This window comes from Luteimonas notoginsengisoli, assembly GCF_042648885.1.
Classification (GTDB): Bacteria; Pseudomonadota; Gammaproteobacteria; order Xanthomonadales; family Xanthomonadaceae; genus Luteimonas; species Luteimonas notoginsengisoli.
Map to the genome: position 1 here is coordinate 795,527 of NZ_JBHRYF010000008.1, position 20,969 is coordinate 816,495.

Genomic DNA, 20,969 nt, shown 5'->3' on the forward strand with positions numbered 1-20,969 from the left:
GCCAATCACTCATCGCCAACCAGGATTGTCCAAAGCTCGCGGCTGAAGCCGCTCCTACAACGGCGTGCTGGCGTTCGCCGATAGCGGGGCCGGCTGGGCGGCGGATAGGCAGCCATCGCGAATGCCGTCGATCTCGCGCACCACCGCGCCGCCTTCGGGCTGCGCCTGCTGCAGCGATCGATGCAGCGCGGCGAGCTCCCGCAGGATCTCGCTGCGCTGCGGGCCATGGCAGCCGAGCTCGGCCAGGTAGGCGCGCGCAAGCCAGGCGATGCGTCGCCGCTCGATGTCCTTGGCCGACAGGCTGGCCAGCCGCTGCAGCTCTCCCGCCGCGGCCGGATTGCCCTTGCTCGCCTGCAGGCGAGCCAGCGACAGCGCGCTGCGCAGGGCGTGCGAATGCGAGGCGCCGTAATCCTGGCGGGTCAGCGACCGCGCCTGCCGCAGCTGCTGTTCGGCGGTTGCCGCATCCCCGAGCGCGGCGTTGGTTTCGCCGAGCAGGCGCAGGGTGTCGCCGACGAGCCCGGCGTGGTGGCCCGGCAGGCCCTGGCGCAGGCGCAGCGATTCGTGCAGCTGCAGCCTGGCTTCGGCGTCGCGTCCGACGGCGTGCAGGATCATCGCGCGGTTGAACAGCTGGCCGGCGAGCAGCTGCGCGTGCCCTGGCTTGCGGCTGATCGCGATGGCGCGGTCGAGGTTGTGCAGTGCGGCCTCGATGTCGCCGCGCTCCCAGTCGACGATCGCCAGGCTGTTGTAGTTGCGCGCCACTTCCTCGTGTTCCATCCCGAGGCGGGCCAGCAGCCACGCCTGGCTGCTGGCGAACTCGGCGGCCGCTTCGTTGTAGCGGCCCTGGTCGACGTGCAGCGCCGCGAGCTGGCGGCGGGCGTCGATGGTGGCGCGATGTCGCGGTCCCTGCAGTTCGAGCGCCAGGGCGAGCGCCCTGCGGCACTCGTTCTCGGCGCCGCGGATGTCGCCCTGCTCGCGGCGCAGCGCACACAGGCTGCGCAGGATCTCCACCGCGAGCGGATGGCGGTCGCCGACCTTGGCCGAAAGCTGCGCCAGCGCATCCTGTAGTTCGGACTGCGCGCGCGCGTTGTCGCCGGTCGCCGCATGCAGGCGGGCCAGGTCGGCCAGGTTCTCGACCACGCCCGCTTCGTTGCGCAGCGGATCGCGGCGCAGCGCCAGCGAACGCTCGAACATCACGCGCGCGGCGTCGTAACCGCCGGCGTAGCGCTGGCAGCGGCCGAGCTGCGAGTAGAACTCCGACGCCTGCGCCGGAAGCTGGTGTTCCTCGCGCCGCGCAAGTGCCCGCCACGGACGCATGCCGTCGATGCATTCCGCGTACCGGCCGAGCATGCGCCGCGTGTGGCCCAGGTCGGTCGCCGATTCCAGCCGCAGGCTGGGCGGCACCTCGTCGAGCGCGTCGAGGATCATCGCCTGGCGGTCGAGCAGCCGGGAGGCCTCTTCGTAGTCGCCCAGTCCCACGCGCAGGCGCGCGATGACGCCGAACAGCTCGGCGCGCGCCTCCGGCTGCCGCGCCAGCTCGCGGTCGCCGCGCTCGACGCCCGCGTCGAGCAATTGGCGTACGTCCAGCGGCACGCCTTCGGGGGTGCTGCCGGCGTTCTCGAACAGACCGACGACGAAATCCTTGAGCGCCTGCGCGCGCGCGCCCTCGTCGACGAACTGGCGCGACTGCCAGACCACGATGCCCAGGGCCGCGGCCAGCGTGACCGCGACCAGCGACGCGCTGACCAGCGCCCAGCGATGGCGGCCGGCGTACTTGCGCAGCCGATAGGCCAGGCTCTGCGGCCGCGCATGCACCGGCTTCCCGTCGAGGTAGCGCTGCAGGTCGAGCGCCAGCGCCTCGACCGACGGATAGCGCTGCTCGGCGCGCTTGGCCAGCGCCTTGAGCACGATGTTGTCGAGGTCGCCGGCCACTTCGCGCGCGCGGCGGCGCAGCGCGCCCGGGTTGCCGGTTCGCGTGTCGTCGGGGCCGCGCAGCAGGGTCGACGAGGGCTTGAGCGGATCCACCCCGAGGATCGCCTCTTCCCATTCCGCGTCGGTCTGGCGCTTGAGGCGGTAGGGCTTGGCGCCGCTGAGCAGTTCGTACAGCACCACGCCCAGCGAATACACGTCGGTCATGGTGGTGACCGGCTCGCCGCGGATCTGTTCGGGCGCGGCGTAGTGGAGGGTGAAGGTGCGCAGGCCGGTGCGCGTGTTGTCCGGCGCCTGCTCGGCGGTGTCGAGCAGCTTGGCGATGCCGAAGTCGAGCAGCCGCACCTCGTCGAGCGGAGTGACCAGGATGTTGGACGGCTTCAGGTCACGGTGCACGATCAGGTTGGCGTGGGCATGGCTGACCGCTTCGCACACCTGCATGAACAGGCGCACGCACGCCGGCACCTCGAGCGCGCGGGCCTTGCACCAGTCGGTGATCGGTTCGCCGTCGACGTAGTCCAGCGCGAGGTAGGGCTGGTTGTCGGCGCTGATGCCCGCGTCGAGCAGCCGCGCGATGTGCGGATGGCCCAGTCGCGCGAGGATCTGTCGTTCGCGGGTGAAGCGCAGCCGCAGGTTGGGATCGGCCAGGCCGGGACGCAGCAGCTTCAGCGCCACCCGGCGCTGGTACAACCCGTCGGCGCGACTGGCCAGCCACACCTGGCCCATCCCGCCTTCGCCCAGCAGGCGATCGAGCTTGTAAGGGCCGATCACCGCGTCGGGCCGGGCGCCGGGCAGCGGGGCGATCAGCGGTTCGGAGAGGAAGTCGTCGCCCTCGGCCTCCAACGCCAGCAGTCCGGCCAGGTCGTCGGCCAGCTGCGGATCTTCGGCACGCAGCGATGCCAGGCTGCGCTCACGGGTCTCGGGGTCGAGTTCGAGCAGCGCATCGAGGAGCGGCGAGAGTCGCTGCCAGCGTTCGGCGTCCATGGGTCAGTCGGTCCGTGGCCCGCGAGCAGGGCGCCAGGCAGGCTGGCGCCCTGCTCGCCGTTCACCGTGGACGTGGTGATGGATGCGCTTGTGGTTGGGCGTCGGCAACGACGGGCTCCTCGCTACGTTCGGAAAGGCGGGCGGCTGCGACATCGAACCCTGCGTGCGTGCCCGCCGCGCGGGCCGGGGCGTTGTCGATAATGTTCGCCGGGGACGGCTCCAGCGGCATCACCCGATCGGCACTGCGCGGCTCTCCCGGCGACAGGGCGGTGGACCAGCCGTTCGCGCCTTGCCTAGGAATCCTTCAGCGACGCCAGCAGGAACAGCCGCGCCTTCTGCCAGTCGCGGCGGATGCTGCGTTCCGAGCGCTTGAGCAGGGCGGCGATCTCCAGCTCCGACAGTCCGGCGAAATAGCGCAGCTCGACCACCTGCGCCAGGCGCTCGTCGACCGCAGCCAGCTGGTTCAGCGCGGTGTCCAGGCCGAGCATGTCCTCGTCCAGGCGCAGCCCGCCCTCGATGTCCTCGGGCAGGTCGGTCACCCGATGCAGGTCGCCGCCGCGCTTCTGTGCCAGCCGCTGGCGGGCGTAGTCGACCACCACGCTGCGCATCGCGGAGGCGGCGTAAGCGAAGAAGTGCGCGCGATCGTCGAACTTGGCCTCGCGCCGGCCGATCAGTTTCAGGTAGGCCTCGTGCACCAGCGCGGTGGCGTCCAGGGTCTGGCCATGCTGGCCGGCGAGCTGGCGCCGCGCCATCGTGTGCAGCTCCTGGTAGAGGGTCGCGAGCACGCGGTCGAGCGCGCCGCGATCCCCTTCGCGCGCGGCATCGAGCCATTCGGTGATGTCAGCGGTTTGCGTCATCGATTTCCCCAAAGGCGCGGCGCGACTATACCCCGCGTCCCGGCTGGCCGCTCGCGCCGGCAATCGGCGCGCAGGGGGCGAGCGACAGGGTTACCGCCCGGGTGGGAACAGCTTCAGCCGCGAGCTTCTTGCCAGGCCAGGCTGGTATGGGAAGAGCTCGCGGCTGAAGCCGCTCCCACGAAAGCACTGGCGCGGCCGGCCGCCTAGCGCTGGCAGTGGCCGCACCACACCGTGGCGCGCTGGCCGATCATGGCTTGCTTCAGCGGCCGGCCGCAGCCCGGGCAGGGCGCGCCGCCGCGACCGTAGGCCGACAGTTCCTGTTCGAAATAGCCCGGCGCGCCGTCCGGGGCAATGAAGTCGCGCAGGGTGGTGCCGCCGCGGACGATGGCGTGGGCAAGGATGCGCTGCACGACGTCGGCGAGCAGGCCATAGCGCTCGCGCGAGACGCGGCCGGCGGCGCGCAGCGGCGAGATGCCGGCCGCGAACAACGCCTCGGCGGCGTAGATGTTGCCCACGCCCACCACCACGCGCTGGTCCATCAGGAAGCTCTTCACCGGCCCCCGGCGCCCGCGGCTGCGCGCGAACAGGTAGTCGCCGCTGAACACCGGCGCGCCCTCCGCCCCCGGACCATCCGCCGCATCGGGCAACGGCTCCGGCCCCAGTCCGCACAGCAGCGGATGCACCTCGCCCGGCGGCTGCCACAGCAGGGAGCCGAAGCGGCGCGGGTCGTTGAACCGGAGCACGCGTTGCGCGGTGCCCGCGTCGCCTTCGAGCGCGATGTCGACGTGGTCGTGCGTGCGCACCGGCGTATCGGCCGGCAGCACGCGCAGGCTGCCGGACATGCCCAGGTGCAGCAGCGCGCTGCCCGCGGCGGTGTCGAACAGCAGGTACTTGGCGCGCCGCCGCACCGCGGTGATGCGCTGGCCGGGCAGGAGGTCCGGCACCTCGGTGGGGACCGGCCAACGCAGGTCCGGGCGGCGCAGGACGACGGCGGTCACGCGACGGCCTTCGACGTGGGGCAGCAGGCCGCGGCGCGTGGTTTCGACTTCGGGCAGTTCGGGCATGGGATGCGATGGCTTCGCCGCCGGCGTGGCCTGCATGGTCGGGTGCTTGCGGGATCGCCGCAAGGAAGTCGTGCTCCGGGCCGTGGTCGCCCGGGCGCCACCGCGTGGGCGGCTTGCCTGCGAGGCGTCGCGCGTCGGGGCGCCGCGGCGCCCCGCGTTTGAGTCGTCCGACATCCGCCGAACCGTGCGCGCCATCACGGCCTCCGCCGGATCTCCGTGGGCTGCGCAACCGGCGGCGCATCCCGCCAATTTGTCATGAACGTGAACAGGCGCGCGCACGCGCATGGCGAATGAATCAGGGGCCGCCATACCCGCGCGCAGGGATGGCAATGTGTTCCGGCTGCCCCCATCATTGCCGGGCACACACACTCCAAGTTCGCACACGATGCCCGCTTCGATCCTCGACGCTTCCCTGCTGGACTTTCTCGCCGGTGGCCTGCTCCAGTTCAGCTGGGGCGGCATGCTGCTGTATCTCATTGTCGCCACCCAGCTGACCATCTTCGCGGTCACGCTCTACCTGCACCGCAGCCAGGCGCATCGCGGGGTCGACTTCCATCCGGCGATCGCGCATTTCTTCCGCTTCTGGACCTGGCTCACCACGTCGATGATCACCCGCGAATGGGTGGCGATCCATCGCAAGCACCACGCCAAGTGCGAGACCGAGGAAGATCCGCACAGCCCGATGCACAAGGGCATCAAGACGGTGTTCTGGCGTGGCGTGGAGCTGTACCGCGAAGCGCGCGGCATGCGGGCCGACATCGAGCAGTACGGCAAGGGCGCACCCAACGACTGGATCGAGCGCCAGCTGTACACGCCGTACGCGACGATGGGGCCGACCGTGCTGCTGTTCATCAGCTTCGCGCTGTTCGGCTTCATGGGCGTGGCGGTTTGGGCGATCCAGATGGCGTGGATCCCGTTCTGGGCCGCCGGCGTGGTCAACGGCCTCGGCCACTGGTGGGGCTACCGCAACTTCGAGACCACCGACACCGCGACCAACCTCACGCCCTGGGCGGTGTGGATCGGCGGCGAGGAATTGCACAACAACCACCATGCGTTCCCGAGCTCGGCGAAGTTCGCCCTGCGCAAGTGGGAGTTCGACATCGGCTGGGCCGTGATCAAGGGCCTGCAGCAGCTGCGCCTGGCCAAGGTGCTGCGCGTGGCGCCTTCGCTCGACGTGCGGCCGAACATCCACGTGCCCGATTCGGACACGATGAAGGCGCTGCTCGCGCACCGCTTCCAGGCCATGACCGACTACCAGCGCAACGTGCTGACCCCCGCGCTGCGAGAGGAAGCCCGCGCCGCGGGTGCGAAGCTGCGCTCGCTGCTGCCGCGCCAGCTGCGCAAGGGCATCGTCGACGACGGCCGCTGGCTCAAGCCCGATGCCCGCCAGCAGTTGCAGCAGTGGGTCGCGCAGCGTCCGCGCATCCGCACCCTGGTCGAACACCGGGCGCGACTGGCCGCGGTGCTCGAGGCGCGGACCCACAATGCCGGCGAATCGCTGCGCAACCTGCAGGCCTGGTGCCAGGAAGCGGAAGCCAGCGGCATCCGCGCGCTGCAGGAATACTCGGAGCGGCTGAAGGGCTATTCGCTGCAGCCGGCGCGGGCGTAAGGCCCGCAACGCGACTGGCACGCTTCATGTGATCCTCGATGGCGGGCCGATGGCCCGCCGTTTTCTTGGCGGATTCGTAGGATGGCTCTTGTAGGAGCCGCTCCTGCAACGGCAGCCTCGGCCTACAATGCGCTGGTGAGGATCCTCGCCGCCTTCGTTCTGTCTTCGCTCGTGCCGCTCGCCGCGCACGCCCAGGTCGACGCGACCGGCGACTACCTGTCGCGAATGGACGGTGATGGCAATGGCCGCGTTTCGCTGACCGAATACCAGGACTGGATGAGCTATGCCTTCGACGCGATGGATCGCGATCGCGACGGCACGCTGACGCCCGGCGAGCTGCCCGGCGGCAAGGGCAAGCCAGTGACGCGCCATGGATACCGCGCCCGCATCGCGGAGACGTTCAACAAGCAGGACGTCAACCGGGACGGCAGCCTCAGCGCACGCGAACTGGCCGCGCCGCCGCAGTAGCACACTTGAACCCGCGGCGAAGGCTGGCGGCTGCGCGGAAGAGACCGGTGGCCTCGCACGGCACCAGGCTTTCTTGGGTCCGCCCGCGCGTGCATTGCCGGCATCGGGTCAATTCGTTTTTCCGGTTCGCTACCGCGCAGGCGCGCTAGCGTGCGCGCCTGCGAAGTGCAGCGGGCTTGTGCCACGTCAAGGAGGATGCACCGGACGCTGGTCTAGAATTCGCGCCAGATGCGCACTCCCCCCTTCCACGCCGCCATGGCCAGGCTCGCGCTGGTCGCCGCACTGCTGCTGGCGGCGGTGCCGACGCTCGGCCGCCTGGCGCCGCAGCTGTCGCAGGTCGTGGATGCGGCGCACCAGTCGCTGGTGGCGCTGTGCACGACGCAGGGGTTGCGATACGTCAGCGTCACGCCGCGCAACGTCACGGATGACAGCTTCGATCACGTCAGCCACGATGACAGTCACAGCGTCGGTCAAGGCGGCGGCCAGCACGGCGGCCGCGATCATGGGACCGCGCATCACGCGCATGGTGTCGACGATGGCGCGCCGCCGGCGCGACCGCCGCATGATCATGGTGCGCCCGATTGCACCTATTGCCCGCTGCTGCTGTCGCTCCTGGTCGCCGGAGGCTGGCTGCTGGCGCCGCGTCCGGCCGGCGCGCGCGGTTGCCCGCCGACGAGGTTCCGCGCTGCGTCGCGTGCCTTCCTGCACCCCTGCGGCCTCGGCTCGCGCGGCCCGCCCCGCATCGACGGGTGCCTGCGCGCCTGAGGTGAAAGCGGCACTGCCCTTCGGTCCCGCCGAGGCTTGACCGCGCATCCGCCGGTCGCCGCATCCCACTGGGCGAATTGCTTCACCACGACGGCACTCCACTCGTATCGACCGCCGTGCGGCATTCCGCCGCACGCCCATGCCTTCCGATGTTTCCGGAGCCTCCATGTCGATTCCACTTTCGGTGGCGCGCTGCGCGCGCCTGCCTGCGGCCGTGGCCGCGCTCGCCCTGATTCCACTCGCCACCGCCCGCGCCTCGGCGCTACCCGACGACGAACCGGCCACGCTCGATCGCGTGATCGTCACCGGCGTGCGGCCAAGCGCCGTCCTCACCTTCGAAACCGATCCGCGCCTGCCGCGCCAGCCCGTGCCTGCCAGCGATGGTGCCGACTATCTCAAGACCATCCCGGGCTTCACCGCGATCCGCAACGGTGGCAGCAACGGCGACCCGGTGCTGCGCGGCATGTTCGGTTCGCGCCTGAACCTGCTGTCCAACGACGGCAGCATGCCCGGCGCCTGCCCGGCGCGCATGGACAACCCGCTGTCGTACGTGTCGCCCGACACCTACGACCGGCTGGTCGTCATCAAGGGTCCGCAGACCGTGCTCTGGGGGCCCGGCGCGTCGGCCGGCACCGTGCGCTTCGAACGCGACCGCGAACGCTTCGACGCCCCCGGCCTGCAGCTTCGCGGCAGCGTGCTGGCCGGTTCCGCGGGCCGCAACGACCAGGTGTTCGACGGCACTGCCGGCAACCCGCTGGGTTACCTGCGCGCCAACGGCAACCGCTCCGAGGCCGATGACTACGCTGATGGCCGCGGCGCGCGCGTGCCGTCGGCGTGGCGCAAGTGGAACACCGACGCCGCGATCGGCTGGACGCCTGACGACGATACGGTGCTGGAGCTCGCCGCCGGCTCCGGCGACGGCCGCGCACGCTACGCCGGACGCGGCATGGACGGCGCGCAGTTCAAGCGCGAAAGCGCCAGCCTGCATTTCACCCGCCGCCACCTCGGCGCGATCGATGCGCTGGAGGCGAGCCTGTACCGCAACCGCGCCGATCACGTGATGGACAACTACACGCTGCGCGACCCGAACCCCGACGGCGCGATGCCGATGCCGATGGCCTCGAACGTCGAACGCACCACCGTCGGCGGGCGCATCGCCGCAACCTGGCGCGGCGATGCGGTGGACGTCACCGCGGGCGTCGACGCGCAGGACAGCCGCCACCGCACGCGCAATGCGATGGGTCGGAACACCTACCAGCACGTGCCGTGGTCGCGCGACGCGCGCCTGGACAACGCCGGCGTCTTCGCCGAATTCACGTGGAAGCCCGGCGCGGGACAGCGCGTGGTCACGGGCACGCGCATCGACCGGGCGCGCGCCGAGGACCAGCGCGTGACTACCGGGATGATGGCCATGCCCAACCCCACCCCCGGCGAGATCCGCCGCGAAACATTACCGAGCGGCTTTGTCCGCTACGAGCATGGCGTCGAGGGCGCGCCGCTGGGCTGGTACGCCGGCCTTGGCCACGCGCAGCGGATGCCGGATTACTGGGAGCTGTTTTCCGCCGACATGGGACCGATGGGGTCGGTCAACGCGTTCTCGTCGGTCGCGCCCGAGCGCACAACCCAGCTCGACGTGGGCCTGCAGTACCGCACCCGGCGGCTGGATGCATGGGTGTCGGCGTATGCCGGCCGCATCGATGACTACCTGCTGTTCCGTTACGACGCGGGCGGGATGATGGGAGCGATGTCGTCGGTGTCGAATGTCGAGGCGCGCATCCACGGCGCCGAGGCCGGCGTCGAGTGGCGGCCGGCACCGGCATGGACGCTGGGTGGCAGCCTGGCGTGGGCCTGGGGCGAGAACCGCGACGCGGGTCGGCCGTTACCGCAGATGCCACCGCTGGAAGCGCGGGCATCGCTGGCCTGGGCGGGCGAGCGCTGGTCGTTCGGGAGCCTGCTGCGCGTGGCGGCGCGCCAGGATCGCGTGGCCGTTGACGAAGGCAACGTGGTCGGCCGCGACCTCGGTCCTGCACCAGGATTCGCGGTGTTCTCGCTCAACGGCGGCTACCGCTTCGGCCCGCGCGCGCAACTCACCGCCGGCATCGACAACCTGTTCGACCGCAACTACGCCGAGCACCTCAACCTGTCGGGCAGCGCTGACTTCGGCTATCCGGCCGATCCAGTGCGCATCCACGAGCCCGGGCGCACGGCGTGGGTCCGGCTCGACCTCACGTACTGACTGCGCCGCGCAAACGACGACGCCGGCAGGCAGCCGGCGTCGCCTCTTCCATGCTGCTTCCGGCGGCCTACCAGATCCGCACGCGCGCATCCGGTGCGAGGTACAGCTGCTCGCCTGCTTTCACGCCGAAGGCCTCGTACCAGGGATCGAGGTTGCGCACGGTCAGTGCGCGGTACGGTCCCGGTGCGTGCCCGTCGCCGATGACGCGCGCGCGCAGCGTGGGCTCGCGCATCTTGCTGCGCCAGACCTGGCCGAAGGCGAGGAAGAAGCGCTGGTCGCCGGTCAGGCCGTCGATGACCGGCGGCTCCTTGCCGCCCAGCGACGCGCGCCACGCGCGATAGGCGGCCTGCAGGCCGGAAACGTCGGCGATGTTCTCGCCCAGGGTCTGGGTGCCGTTGATGTGCAGCCCGGGCAGCGGCTCGTAGGCGTCGTACTGCTTCACCAGCCGGTCGCTGGCGGCCTCGAAATGCGCGCTGTCCTGCGGCGTCCACCAGTTGTGCAACTGCCCGTCGGCGCCGAAATCCGCGCCGGTGTTGTCGAAGCCGTGGCTGATCTCGTGACCGATCACCGCGCCAATCGCGCCATAGTTCGCGGCCGGGTCGGCCTTCGGGTCGAAGAACGGCGCCTCGAGGATCGCGGCGGGGAAATTCATCGCGTTCTGCAGCGGCAGCTGGATCGCGTTGACCGTTTGCGGCGTCATCCACCATTCGCCCGGATCGATGTCCTTGCCGAGCTTCGACAGCTGGTAGCGGTATTCCCGCTCCTCGGCGCGCAGCGCGTTGCCCAGGGGGTCGTCGCGGCGGATCTCCAGCGACGCGTAGTCGCGCCACGCGTCCGGGTAGCCCACGCTCACGCGCATGGTTTCGGCCTTGGCCTTGGCGATCTTCCTGGTTTCCGGTGCCATCCACTCCAGCTTGTCCACGCCATCGCGGAACGCGGCCAGGATGTTGTGCACCATCTGCTCGACCTGCGCCTTGGACGCCGGCGGGAAGTACCGCTCGGCGTAGCGCTTGCCGACCGCGTCGCCGAGCGCATCGCTGGTCGCGGCGACCGCGCGCTTCCAGCGATCCTTCTGCTGCGGCGTGCCCTGCAGGGTTCTGCCGTGGAAGCCGAAGTGGAGATCGGCATACGCCTTGGGCAGCAGTGCGGCGCTCTGGTCGAGCGCATGGAAGCGCAGGTAGTCCTTCCACGCCTGCAGCGGCTGGCCGGCGACCAGCGCCGACAGCCCCCGGATCGCCTCCGGCTGCCAGGCGACGATTGTCGTCTCGCCCGACAGGCCGGAAGCCTCCAGGAAGGCCGGCCAGTCGATGCCCGGCGCCTTGTCCGCCAGCGCCGCGGTCTGCCAGGGGTTGTTGCCCTTGTGCACGTCCTGGCTGTCGACGACGCTGGCATGCGCCTTGGCGATCCGCATTTCCAGGTCGAAGACCGCCTGCGCCCTGCTGTCGGCGTCGGGCGTGCCGGCCTGCGCCAGCAGTGCGGCGATGTAGGCGCGGTACTGGTCGCGGTTCTGCGCCATCGGCTTGTCGGCCGACAGGTAGTACTCGCGATCGGGCATGCCCAGGCCGCCCTGCATCAGCGTGGCGACGTTGCGCGACGGCCCTTCGAGCCCCCGCGCCACGAACACGCCGAACAGGTTGCCGGTGTGGAAGCTGGTGAAGTTGAGCGGGTCGGTGTCGGCGCGCACGCTGCCGCCGATGTAGCGCGACAGCGCGGCCACCGAATCGATGCCGTCGATCCGGTCCAGCTTCGGCTGCAGCGGCGCCAGCCCGCGCTGCTCGATGCCCGCCTCGTCCATGTACGCGGCGTAGTAGTCGGCGATCCTGCGCGCGTCGCTGCCGGCGGGCGGATCGGACTTCTCCATGCCCTGGATCAGATCGGCCGTGCGCTTCTCGGCCAGTTCGAACACCTGCACGAACGCGCCGGTGCTGGAGCGGTCGTCCGGGATCTGCGTGGTCTTCTCCCAGGTGCCGTTGGCGTACGCGTTGAAGTCGTCCCCGGGCTGCACCGACTTGTCGATGCCGGCCAGGTCGATGCCCGAGACGGGCTGCGCCGCGGTGGCGGCGGGTGCCGGCGCTGCCGGCTGCGCTGTCTGGCCGCCCGGAGACGGCGAGCGCTGGCACGCGGGCACGGCCGCGGCGATGGCCAGGGCAAGCGCCGCGGCGGCAAGGGGACGGGGGGAAGGCATGCGCGCTCCTCGGACGAGTGGAACCGGCCATGCTGCGCCCGACAGCCCGCGCCGCATGTGCAGGAAGTCACCAAGGGGTGCCTGCGGCCTCACGATGGAAACGAAAACGCCGGCCCCTGCGGGCCGGCGTCGTCGCGGATCGATGCGTGTCGCGCGTTACAGGGTGATGTCGCGGTCCTTGGTTTCCGGCAGGAACAGCGTGCCGATCACCAGCGTCATCACCGCGATCCCGATCGGGTACCACAGGCCCTGGTAGATGTTGCCCGAGGCCGCCACCAGCGCAAACGAGATCGTGGGCAGGAAGCCGCCGAACCAGCCGTTGCCGATGTGGTACGGCAGCGACATCGAGGTGTAGCGGATGCGGGTGGGGAACAGCTCCACCAGCCAGGCCGCGATCGGGCCGTAGACCATCGTCACGTAGATCACCAGGATCGACAGCAGCACGATCACCATCGGCGTGTTGATGCGCGACGGGTCGGCCTTTTCCGGATAGCCGGCGGCGGTGAGCGCGGACTTGATCTCGTCGCCGAAGCGCGCGGTGCCCGCCTTGAGCGTATCGGCGTCCTGCCCCTTGCCCTCGAAGGCGTCGATCACCGTGTCGCCGATGGCCACGGTGGCCACGCTGCCGGCCGGCGCGTCGACGTTGGAGTACGGCGTGCCGCTCTTGGCCAGCGCGCTCTTGGCGATGTCGCACGAGGTGGTGAACTTGCTGGTGCCCACCGGGTTGAACTGGAACGTGCAGGTGTCCGGATCGGCGGTCACCACCACCGGGCTGGTCTGCGCGGCGGCCTCGATCGCCGGGTTGGCGTAATGCGTCAGCGCCTTGAAGATCGGGAAATAGGTCAGCGCCGCGATCAGGCAGCCGGCCATGATGATCGGCTTGCGCCCGATCTTGTCCGACAGCCAGCCGAAGACCACGAAGAACGGCGTGCCGATGATCAGTCCCGCGGCGATCATCAGGTTGGCCGTGGACGCTTCCACCTTGAGCGTCTGGGTGAGGAAGAACAGCGAGTAGAACTGGCCCGCGTACCAGACCACCGCCTGGCCGGCGGTCGCGCCGAGCAGTGCCAGCAGCGCGATCTTGCCGTTCTTGCTGAAGAAGCTCTCGGTGATCGGCGCCTTGGAGCCCTTGCCCTCGGACTTCATCTGCACGAACGCGGGCGACTCGGCCAGCTGCATCCGGATCCACACCGACACCAGCAGCAGCACGAACGACACCAGGAACGGGATGCGCCAGCCCCAGGCCTCGAAGTCCTCGCTGCCGAGGAAGTAGCGACAGCCCAGGATCACCAGCAGCGACAGGAACAGGCCCAGCGTCGCCGTGGTCTGGATGAAGCTGGTGTACAGCCCGCGCTTGCCCATCGGCGCGTGCTCGGCGACGTAGGTCGCCGCGCCGCCGTACTCGCCGCCGAGCGCCAGGCCCTGCAGCAATCGCAGCGTGATCAGGATCACCGGCGCGGCGAAGCCGATCGTGGTGTAGCTGGGCAGAACGCCGACCAGGAACGTCGACAGGCCCATGATCACGATCGTGATCAGGAACGTGTACTTGCGCCCGACCATGTCGCCGAGGCGGCCGAACACCAGCGCGCCGAACGGACGCACCGCGAAGCCGGCGGCGAACGCCAGCAGCGCGAAGATGAAGCCACTGGTGGGATTGAGGCCGGTGAAGAACTGCTTGGCGATGATCGCGGCGAGCGATCCGTACAGATAGAAGTCGTACCACTCGAAGACGGTGCCGAGGCTGGAGGCGAAGATGACCTTCTTGTGGCCCTTGGTCAGCGATCCGGGCGTAGGTGCGGCGTTCGCGGTCGTGCTGGACATGGTGGCTCCCCTTAGAAGCTGTACTTGACGGTGGTCTGCAGGCGCTTGAGGTCACCCTCGCGGTCGTCCTCGAGCGAACGCTGGCCCCACATCAGTTCGGCGCCGACGTCGAGCTTCGGGATCGGCGAATAGATCAGGTTGGCGTGGAACGACTGCGCGCGCTCGGTGACGCCGAAGCCGGTCAGCGCCGTGTCGTTGTCGAACTGCGCTGCCGAATACATCAGGTTGCTGCGCAGCTTCGCGTTCCACGCGTGCCGCCAGGCGACGAAGCCGCCGTAGCCGTCGAGCGCGTGCAGCTCGCCGTTGGCATCCATCACGGTATCGGTGCCCAGGCCGAAGGCCATGTAGCGGCCGATGCCGCTGCCGGCGTTGGCCATGTAGCGGATGTCGTCGTTCGCGCCAAGGTTGAAGCGCCCCGACACGCTCACCGCGCCGCCGGTCTCGGTTTCCTCGCCGTACTTGAACTGCCGCAGCAGCGCGGCCACGGTGAAGTGGCCCCAGTCGCCCTTGGTGAGCCAGCGGCCGGTGAAATCCGGTGCCACGCTGTCGCCACTGTTGAAGCGCGACGCGCCCAGGTAGGAGGTGACCGTGGTCTGCGGGTTCTCCACCGAGAACGACCACGGCCCCTGGGTGTAGCGCAGCTGCGCCTGGCGCACGAACGTGGTGCCGTCGGTGACGCCGACGAAATCCACCGCTTCGGGCAGCGCCGCGGTGTCCTGGAAGTTCGACCAGGTCTGGCCGGCCAGCCAGTTGTTCCAGCTCACGTAGGCCTGGCGCAGGGTGATGGCGTAGGTGTTGGTCGACGTCTCGTTGCCGGCGAAGCTGTTGTTGCCGCCGCCGTACATGTCCGCCTCGATGTAGGCCTTGAGCTTGTCGCCACCGTCGGTGACGGTGTCGGCGCTGAACCAGAAGCGCGAGAACTGCGCGTGCACGTCGGTGTAGGGATCGCCGCCGTCCGCGCCCTCGTCGCCTACCGGGATCGCGCTGGGCAGGTAGAACAGGCGGCCCGCCGAGCCGTCGGCGATGCGGCCATCGCTGGTGTCGGTGACCATGGCGTCGAGCTTGATGAAGCCGCCGTAGCTGAAGGTCGTGCCCGGATTGCCGCTCGCGTTGATCGCGGTGGCCTGGATCGGCTGCTTGCCGGCCGGCAGCGCGGCCGGTGCCTGTGCCTGCGCAGTCTTCACTTCGCTGACCTGCGCCTGGGCGTCGGCCACCGCGGTCTGCGTCTGCTGCTGCTGGGCGACCAGCTGCTGCACCATCTGCTCGAGCTGCGCGACGCGCGCCTCGAGCTCCTTTTCCTTGGCGGTTTGCGCCAGTGCCGCGCCTGGGGCGAGCAGGGCGACGACGACCGAGAGCGCCAGCAACCGGCGCTGCACGGTGGCGACGGGCATGGACCCGCCGTTGCTGCGGAAAGCAGTCATGGATTCCCCTCCCGAGGGCTGCGCATTGAAGTGCGCCGGCAGGGTGCGCGAGCGCCAGCGGCGCGTCGATTCGCCATTGGTCGCCTAGACGAAGGTCTAACGCCGGCGGCTCGACGATGGGGCACACTTGGACCGTTCCCGCGTCATTCCGGTGGAGGCCATGTCCGATATTCCCGCGATCTATCCCGTCCCCGAAGACTTCGCGGCCAAGGCCGCCATCGGCCATGGCGACTACGAGCGCCTGTACGCGCACTCGGTCCGCGACCCGGACGCGTTCTGGGCGCAGGTCGCCGAGCGCCTCGACTGGGATCGCAAGCCGACCCGGATCCGCGACGTCAGCTTCGACCTGAAGGACTTCCACATCCGCTGGTACGCCGACGGCGAACTCAATGCCAGCGTCAACTGCCTCGACCGGCACCTGACGACGCGTGGCGACAAGACCGCACTGGTGTTCGAGCCCGACGATCCGGACGCCCCGGCGCAGAACGTCACCTACCGCGAGCTCCACGCGCGTGTGTGCAGGCTCGGCAACGCGCTGCGCAACCTTGGCGTGCGGAAGGGCGACCGCGTCACCATCTACCTGCCGATGATCGTCGATGCCGCGGTGGCGATGCTGGCCTGCGCGCGCATCGGCGCGATCCACTCGGTGGTGTTCGGCGGATTCTCGCCCAACTCGATCGCCGACCGCGTCCGCGACTGCCGGTCGAAGCTGGTCATCACCGCCGACGAAGGCCTGCGCGGCAGCAAGGCCATCCCGCTCAAGGCGAACGTCGATGCCGCGCTGAAGATGCCGGGCACCGAGACGGTTGAAACCGTGCTGGTGGTACGCCACACCGGCGGCGCGGTGGACATGCAGATGCCGCGCGATCGCTGGTTCGACGCCGTGGTCGACAGCCAGCCGGATACCTGCGAACCCGAGCGCATGAACGCCGAGGATCCGCTGTTCATCCTCTACACCTCCGGCAGCACCGGCAAGCCCAAGGGCGTGCTGCACACCACCGGCGGCTACCTGGTGTTCGTGTCCTACACGCACGAGTGCGCGTTCGACCTCAAGGAAGACGACGTCTACTGGTGCACCGCCGACGTCGGCTGGGTCACCGGCCACAGTTACATCGTCTACGGCCCGCTGGCCAACGGCGCGACCGCGCTGATGTTCGAGGGCGTGCCCAACTATCCGGATTTCTCCCGCTTCTGGCAGGTGATCGACAAGCACAAGGTGACGATCTTCTACACCGCGCCCACCGCGATCCGCGCGCTGATGCGCGAGGGCGACGGCCCGGTGAGGAAGACCTCGCGCGCCTCGCTGCGCCTGCTCGGTTCGGTCGGCGAGCCGATCAATCCCGAAGCGTGGCGCTGGTACCGCGACGTGGTCGGCGACGGCAGGCTGCCGGTGATCGACACCTGGTGGCAGACCGAAACCGGCGGCATCATGATCTCGCCGATCCCCGGCGCGATTCCGGCCAAGCCCGGTTCGGCCACCAAGCCGTTCTTCGGCGTGCAGCCTGCGATCGTCGACGCCAACGGCGTGGTGCTCGAAGGCGAGGCGGAAGGCAACCTGGTGATGCTCGACTCCTGGCCCGGCCAGATGCGCACCGTGTACGGCGACGACCAGCGCTTCATCGACACCTACTTCAAGACCTATCCGGGGATGTACTTCAGCGGCGACGGCTGCCGCCGCGACGCCGACGGTTATTACTGGATCACCGGCCGGGTCGACGACGTGATCAACGTCAGCGGCCACCGCATCGGCACCGCCGAAGTGGAAAGCGCCCTGGTGCTGCATCCCAAGGTCGCCGAGGCCGCGGTGGTCGGTTTCCCGCACGACATCAAGGGCCAGGGCATCTACGCCTACGTGACGCTGGTCGCCGGCGAGCAGGAAAGCGAGGCGCTGCGCAAGGAACTGGTGCAGCAGGTGCGCAGCGAGATCGGGCCGACCGCCACGCCCGACTACATCCAGTGGGCACCGGGTTTGCCGAAAACGCGCTCGGGCAAGATCATGCGCCGCATCCTGCGCAAGATCGCCGAGAACGCGCCCGACCAGTTGGGCGACACCAGCACGTTGGCCGATCCGTCGGTGGTCGATTCGCTGGTCAGGCAGCGCCGCGTGCCCGACTGAGGGCTTGATGGCCTCGACCATCCTCGTCGCCGACGATCACCCCCTGTTCCGCGAAGCGCTGCGCGGCGCGGTGCAGCGCGTGCTGCCCGACGTGCAGCTGCGCGAAGCCGAGGACGTCGACGCGCTGTACGCGCTGGTCGAAGCCGAACCCGACGCCGACCTGCTGCTGCTCGACCTCAACATGCCCGGCGCGCAGGGGTTTTCCGCGCTGGTGCACCTGCGCGCGCTGCACCCGCAGCTGCCGATCGTGATGGTGTCCGCGCGCGAAGAGCCGGCGGTGATGCGGCGCGCGCTCGACCACGGCGCGATGGGCTTCATCCCCAAGTCCGCCGACGCCGCCACGCTGGGCGAAGCGATCACCCGCGTCCTCGACGGCGACCGCTGGGCCCCCGCCGCGGCCCTTGCCGCGCCCCCGGCCTCGGCCGACGAACACGACGCCGCCCAGCGCCTGCAGGGCCTCACCCCGCAGCAGTTCCGCGTCCTGCAGATGCTCGGCGAAGGCCTGCTCAACAAGCAGATCGGCTACGAACTCGGCGTGTCGGAGGCCACCGTCAAGGCGCACATGACCGCGATCCTGCGCAAGCTCGGCGCCAGCAACCGCACCCAGGCGGTGCTGATTGCAGGCAGGCTGGCGCTGGAGCCGGGGGCGATGAAGCCGCAGCCCGACGAACCGGAATAACCACTTCCGGAGTATTACGCCACGCTTGCCGGATTTGGTCGCTGGCTACGCTTTTCGCGACATGGACAGGTTTTCCGGCAGATCGACCAACACATGGTCAACAGAAGGGGCGGTCAGCAAAGGGGGATCGAAGTAGGTGGTCATTTTCCTTTGCCTGCTTGCTTGGCCGCCCGCGCAGCTAATGGATTGCCAAGCGATCCGATGCCCCATCCGAAAGCGGGGTGCTCCACCCCGCCAACATTCTTGGCCTCGATCGATCAATGAGCCGCGTGCTAGGCTTGAAGCACAGGGAAACTGTTGAAATTGCAATGGACATGCATCATCGCCCGCGCTTGCGTACCACGCTGCTGCTCGCAAGCGCCTGCTTGCAGGCCGGATGCGGCCAGCCGAAGCCCGATATCGACGTCGCATCGGCACCGCCAACGCCAACGTCTTTCATCCAGGCGGATACATCGGACACGACGTCCGCATCGCACCCGACGCTTGCAGGTGCCTATGCCACAGAAGGCGGTTGGGGCAGGCTGTCGATCGAGGCTCCTGCCGTCGAAGGCGTCCGCTTCACGTTGGAAACCGAGAATGCCGGCAATGGTTGCAACTTCAGCGGCCAGGTGCGCGGCCGCCGCGCGGTTGTGTACGAGGGTGCGATGGCCAGCCAGTGCACGCTGGATCTGACCTCAAGCCGGCGCGGAATCGCGGTAAGTACGTCCACCGCCGACGCCTGCAATGCCTATTGCGGCCACAACGGCAGCTACCGGGGGGACTACCTGCGTCTGCCTGCCGCGTGCACGCCGGATGCGATCGCGCATGCGCGTGAGCGCTTCAAGCAACTCTATGACAGCAAGGACTACGCCCAGGCCAACCAGGCGCTTGCGCCGGTCTATCGAGGATGCCTGCCCACGCTGCCGATGGTGGATGAGGGTGGCGTGCGCAACGACTACGCGCTCGTGCGCCACAAACTGCACGACAATGCCGGCTGCCTGGAGGCGCTGGACAAGTACCGCGCGGACGTCGCTCGCAATGACGAAGGGATCGTCGACGGCATGGCGCCGACAGTAGCCGAGGAATATCTGGCGGTGGTCGGCGCGGCACGCACCAACCTCGCGCTATGCGGTGACCGACGGGCGTCCGCAAACCGGTAAGACTACAAGGAGCAGGACATGGTGCAGGAGCAGGAAGCTCTCCGGGAACAACTCAGTGATTTGCAGCTGCGCACGCTGGCGTACTTCGCGATCGGCGTGGCCTCAGAGGGCAGCATGGCCGGCAGGAATGTGGCTTACAAGCTGTCTTTCGCCGGCAGCGTCGGCAACGGCATCATGAGGCCAGTCGGCAATAGCGGCTTTTCCATCGGCACGCTGCAGACTGACCTGGGCCAGCATCCGCAGGTGGCTACGGGGCTGGTGGATGCCTATCAGGCATGGGCGGCACAGCAGACACCAAGCCTGGCGCTTTCGCCGCAGGAGCGCGAACAGACCATCCACGACCTGCAGCGCGACGGCAACGCGATTCGTGCCGAAGACGGTCGCGCCCCGGACGCAACGATACAGGCCAACCTCAACCACTTCCTCGCATCCGACGACGGCATTGGTTTCGTCCACGAACACGACCGCACGCAGGTGGCCCACCTGATGCGCACCGGCGACGATCAGCAGGATCCGGGCAGTGCGCTGCACCAGCTGCGCCAGACCGACCTGTACGCCAATGCCAGCCTGGATGATCAGGCAAAGCTGGCCACCATGCTGATGAAGTTGGAAAACCAAGCGGGCCGTGGCCGTTACCCGGGAGTGATCCGGAGCATCAACGACGGCAGCCTGCAAAGCGCAGATGACGTAAAGGAGAAGATCGACGGGATGCTGCGCAACCGCACCGTCAACGGCGAGGAGCGTCCCGATTACATTGAAAGTGGCGTGGAGCATGCGCTTCACGGCACGGAGGTATTCACCCTGCTGCGCGAGGCCGATGCCACCAGTCCCCTGCGCGCCGCCTTCGATGCGGTCAGTGCGGATCCGTTGGTCAATCCAGCGATGTTGCGCAACGATCGCACGCCCCGGGATGCCGCGCACCACTACGACACGGTCAAGACGCTGTTCCTGCAGAGCATCGAGTCACCTGATTTCATTCGGGCACTCGACCGCGGCGGCGCTCACGCGTGGGGTCGCCCGCAGCCGGAAGGCGGGCGGCGTGTGACGGCCGGGCTGTACGCGTCCGGCAACGATCTCGTGGTCTGGAATCGGGATGGCAAGGGTCATGCCTGCATCGACGGCGCTTGGTCGGACGTGCCGCGCACTGACTTGACCCGCACTCGCAATCGCGATGGCGCTATCGACCTGGGTCGCACCCGATCGGACGGATCTACCACGCGCCTGCTGCACGTCGATCCGCGCCAGCCGCCGCTGCGTGCGTTGCTGCGGGACGGGCGATCGCCGCCCGCCAATGATCCGCTGCTGCGCCAGGCTGACAGTGCCGTGCGGCGGCTGGATCAGAGCATGGGGCGCGATTTCGACGGCTTCAGCGCCTGCATGGCCGCCAGCGCGGCCTGCCCGGCGCGTCGGTCAGGCCTGACTGGCATCGACCATATTGTCCTCAGCACGGACAACGGCCACGTGCGCAGCGGCGAAAACATGTTCGTAGTCCAAGGCGACATGCGGGATCCAGCCCACCATCGAGCTTGGATGCGTACCGACGAGGCCGTGCGTATTCCTGTGACGCAGTCCTTGGAAGAACTCGAACAGCTTGCCCAGACGCGCCAGCAGCAGGAGCAGGTTCAAGCGCTGGATAATCCGCAGCGACATATGCAGGGGCCGGTGCGGGCGTAGTCTTGCCTCCGGAGCGGTGCCCCGG

At 69.1% G+C, this 20,969-nt stretch carries 14 protein-coding genes; 8 read left to right on the plus strand and 6 right to left on the minus strand.

Going from position 1 to position 20,969, the window contains the following annotated elements; translation table 11 throughout:
• Positions 1–54: 54 nt before the first annotated feature.
• From ACFOM9_RS11460 to mutM, 3 genes are all read right to left on the minus strand, one after another.
• Positions 55–2,910, minus strand: coding sequence for a serine/threonine-protein kinase (locus ACFOM9_RS11460; RefSeq protein WP_386710562.1), 2,856 nt, complete (start codon positions 2,908–2,910; stop codon positions 55–57).
• A 293-nt stretch (positions 2,911–3,203) separates the two neighbouring features.
• Positions 3,204–3,767, minus strand: coding sequence for an ECF-type sigma factor (locus ACFOM9_RS11465; RefSeq protein ID WP_386710565.1), 564 nt, complete (start codon positions 3,765–3,767; stop codon positions 3,204–3,206).
• A 203-nt stretch (positions 3,768–3,970) separates the two neighbouring features.
• Positions 3,971–4,831, minus strand: coding sequence for a bifunctional DNA-formamidopyrimidine glycosylase/DNA-(apurinic or apyrimidinic site) lyase (gene mutM / locus ACFOM9_RS11470; RefSeq protein ID WP_386710568.1), 861 nt, complete (start codon positions 4,829–4,831; stop codon positions 3,971–3,973).
• Positions 4,832–5,216: 385 nt separating this feature from the next.
• On the opposite strand from mutM, the gene ACFOM9_RS11475 reads away from it, so the two are divergent.
• The 4 genes from ACFOM9_RS11475 (at position 5,217) to ACFOM9_RS11490 (ending at position 9,909) form a co-directional block, all read left to right on the plus strand.
• On the plus strand, positions 5,217–6,440 hold the full coding sequence (locus ACFOM9_RS11475) for a DesA family fatty acid desaturase (RefSeq protein WP_449284267.1): 1,224 nt from the start codon (positions 5,217–5,219) through the stop codon (positions 6,438–6,440).
• 81 nt (positions 6,441–6,521) lie between these two features.
• Positions 6,522–6,908: a calcium-dependent protein kinase 21 gene (locus ACFOM9_RS11480; protein WP_386710571.1), complete on the plus strand. Its 387-nt coding sequence runs from the start codon at positions 6,522–6,524 to the stop codon at positions 6,906–6,908.
• Positions 6,909–7,136: 228 nt separating this feature from the next.
• A complete protein-coding gene (locus ACFOM9_RS11485) occupies positions 7,137–7,673 on the plus strand; it encodes a DUF2946 family protein (protein WP_386710574.1) in 537 nt (178 codons plus the stop codon).
• A 166-nt stretch (positions 7,674–7,839) separates the two neighbouring features.
• A complete protein-coding gene (locus ACFOM9_RS11490; protein WP_386710577.1) occupies positions 7,840–9,909 on the plus strand; it encodes a TonB-dependent copper receptor in 2,070 nt (689 codons plus the stop codon).
• 67 nt (positions 9,910–9,976) lie between these two features.
• On the opposite strand, the gene ACFOM9_RS11495 is transcribed toward ACFOM9_RS11490, so the two are convergent.
• The 3 genes from ACFOM9_RS11495 to ACFOM9_RS11505 all read right to left on the minus strand — a co-directional run bounded on the left by ACFOM9_RS11495 (position 9,977) and on the right by ACFOM9_RS11505 (position 15,336).
• Positions 9,977–12,094 carry a M13 family metallopeptidase gene (locus tag ACFOM9_RS11495; RefSeq protein ID WP_386710580.1) on the minus strand — a complete coding sequence of 706 codons (2,118 nt, stop codon included), beginning with the start codon at positions 12,092–12,094 and terminating at the stop codon, positions 9,977–9,979.
• A 156-nt stretch (positions 12,095–12,250) separates the two neighbouring features.
• Positions 12,251–13,915: an MFS transporter gene (locus ACFOM9_RS11500; protein WP_386710583.1), complete on the minus strand. Its 1,665-nt coding sequence runs from the start codon at positions 13,913–13,915 to the stop codon at positions 12,251–12,253.
• 11 nt (positions 13,916–13,926) lie between these two features.
• Positions 13,927–15,336 (minus strand): DcaP family trimeric outer membrane transporter, encoded by a 1,410-nt coding sequence (locus tag ACFOM9_RS11505; RefSeq protein WP_386710586.1) that lies wholly within the window; start codon positions 15,334–15,336, stop codon positions 13,927–13,929.
• A gap of 160 nt (positions 15,337–15,496) precedes the next feature.
• Here ACFOM9_RS11505 and acs point away from each other — a divergent pair, with 160 nt between their 5' ends.
• The 4 genes from acs to ACFOM9_RS11525 all read left to right on the plus strand — a co-directional run bounded on the left by acs (position 15,497) and on the right by ACFOM9_RS11525 (position 20,944).
• A complete protein-coding gene (gene acs, locus ACFOM9_RS11510) occupies positions 15,497–17,452 on the plus strand; it encodes an acetate--CoA ligase (RefSeq protein ID WP_386710589.1) in 1,956 nt (651 codons plus the stop codon).
• A 7-nt stretch (positions 17,453–17,459) separates the two neighbouring features.
• A complete protein-coding gene (locus tag ACFOM9_RS11515) occupies positions 17,460–18,131 on the plus strand; it encodes a response regulator transcription factor (protein ID WP_386710592.1) in 672 nt (223 codons plus the stop codon).
• Between the two features lie 314 nt (positions 18,132–18,445).
• Positions 18,446–19,270 carry a hypothetical protein gene (locus tag ACFOM9_RS11520; protein WP_386710595.1) on the plus strand — a complete coding sequence of 275 codons (825 nt, stop codon included), beginning with the start codon at positions 18,446–18,448 and terminating at the stop codon, positions 19,268–19,270.
• Between the two features lie 18 nt (positions 19,271–19,288).
• On the plus strand, positions 19,289–20,944 hold the full coding sequence (locus ACFOM9_RS11525) for an XVIPCD domain-containing protein (protein WP_386710598.1): 1,656 nt from the start codon (positions 19,289–19,291) through the stop codon (positions 20,942–20,944).
• The last annotated feature ends 25 nt before the right edge of the window (positions 20,945–20,969 follow it).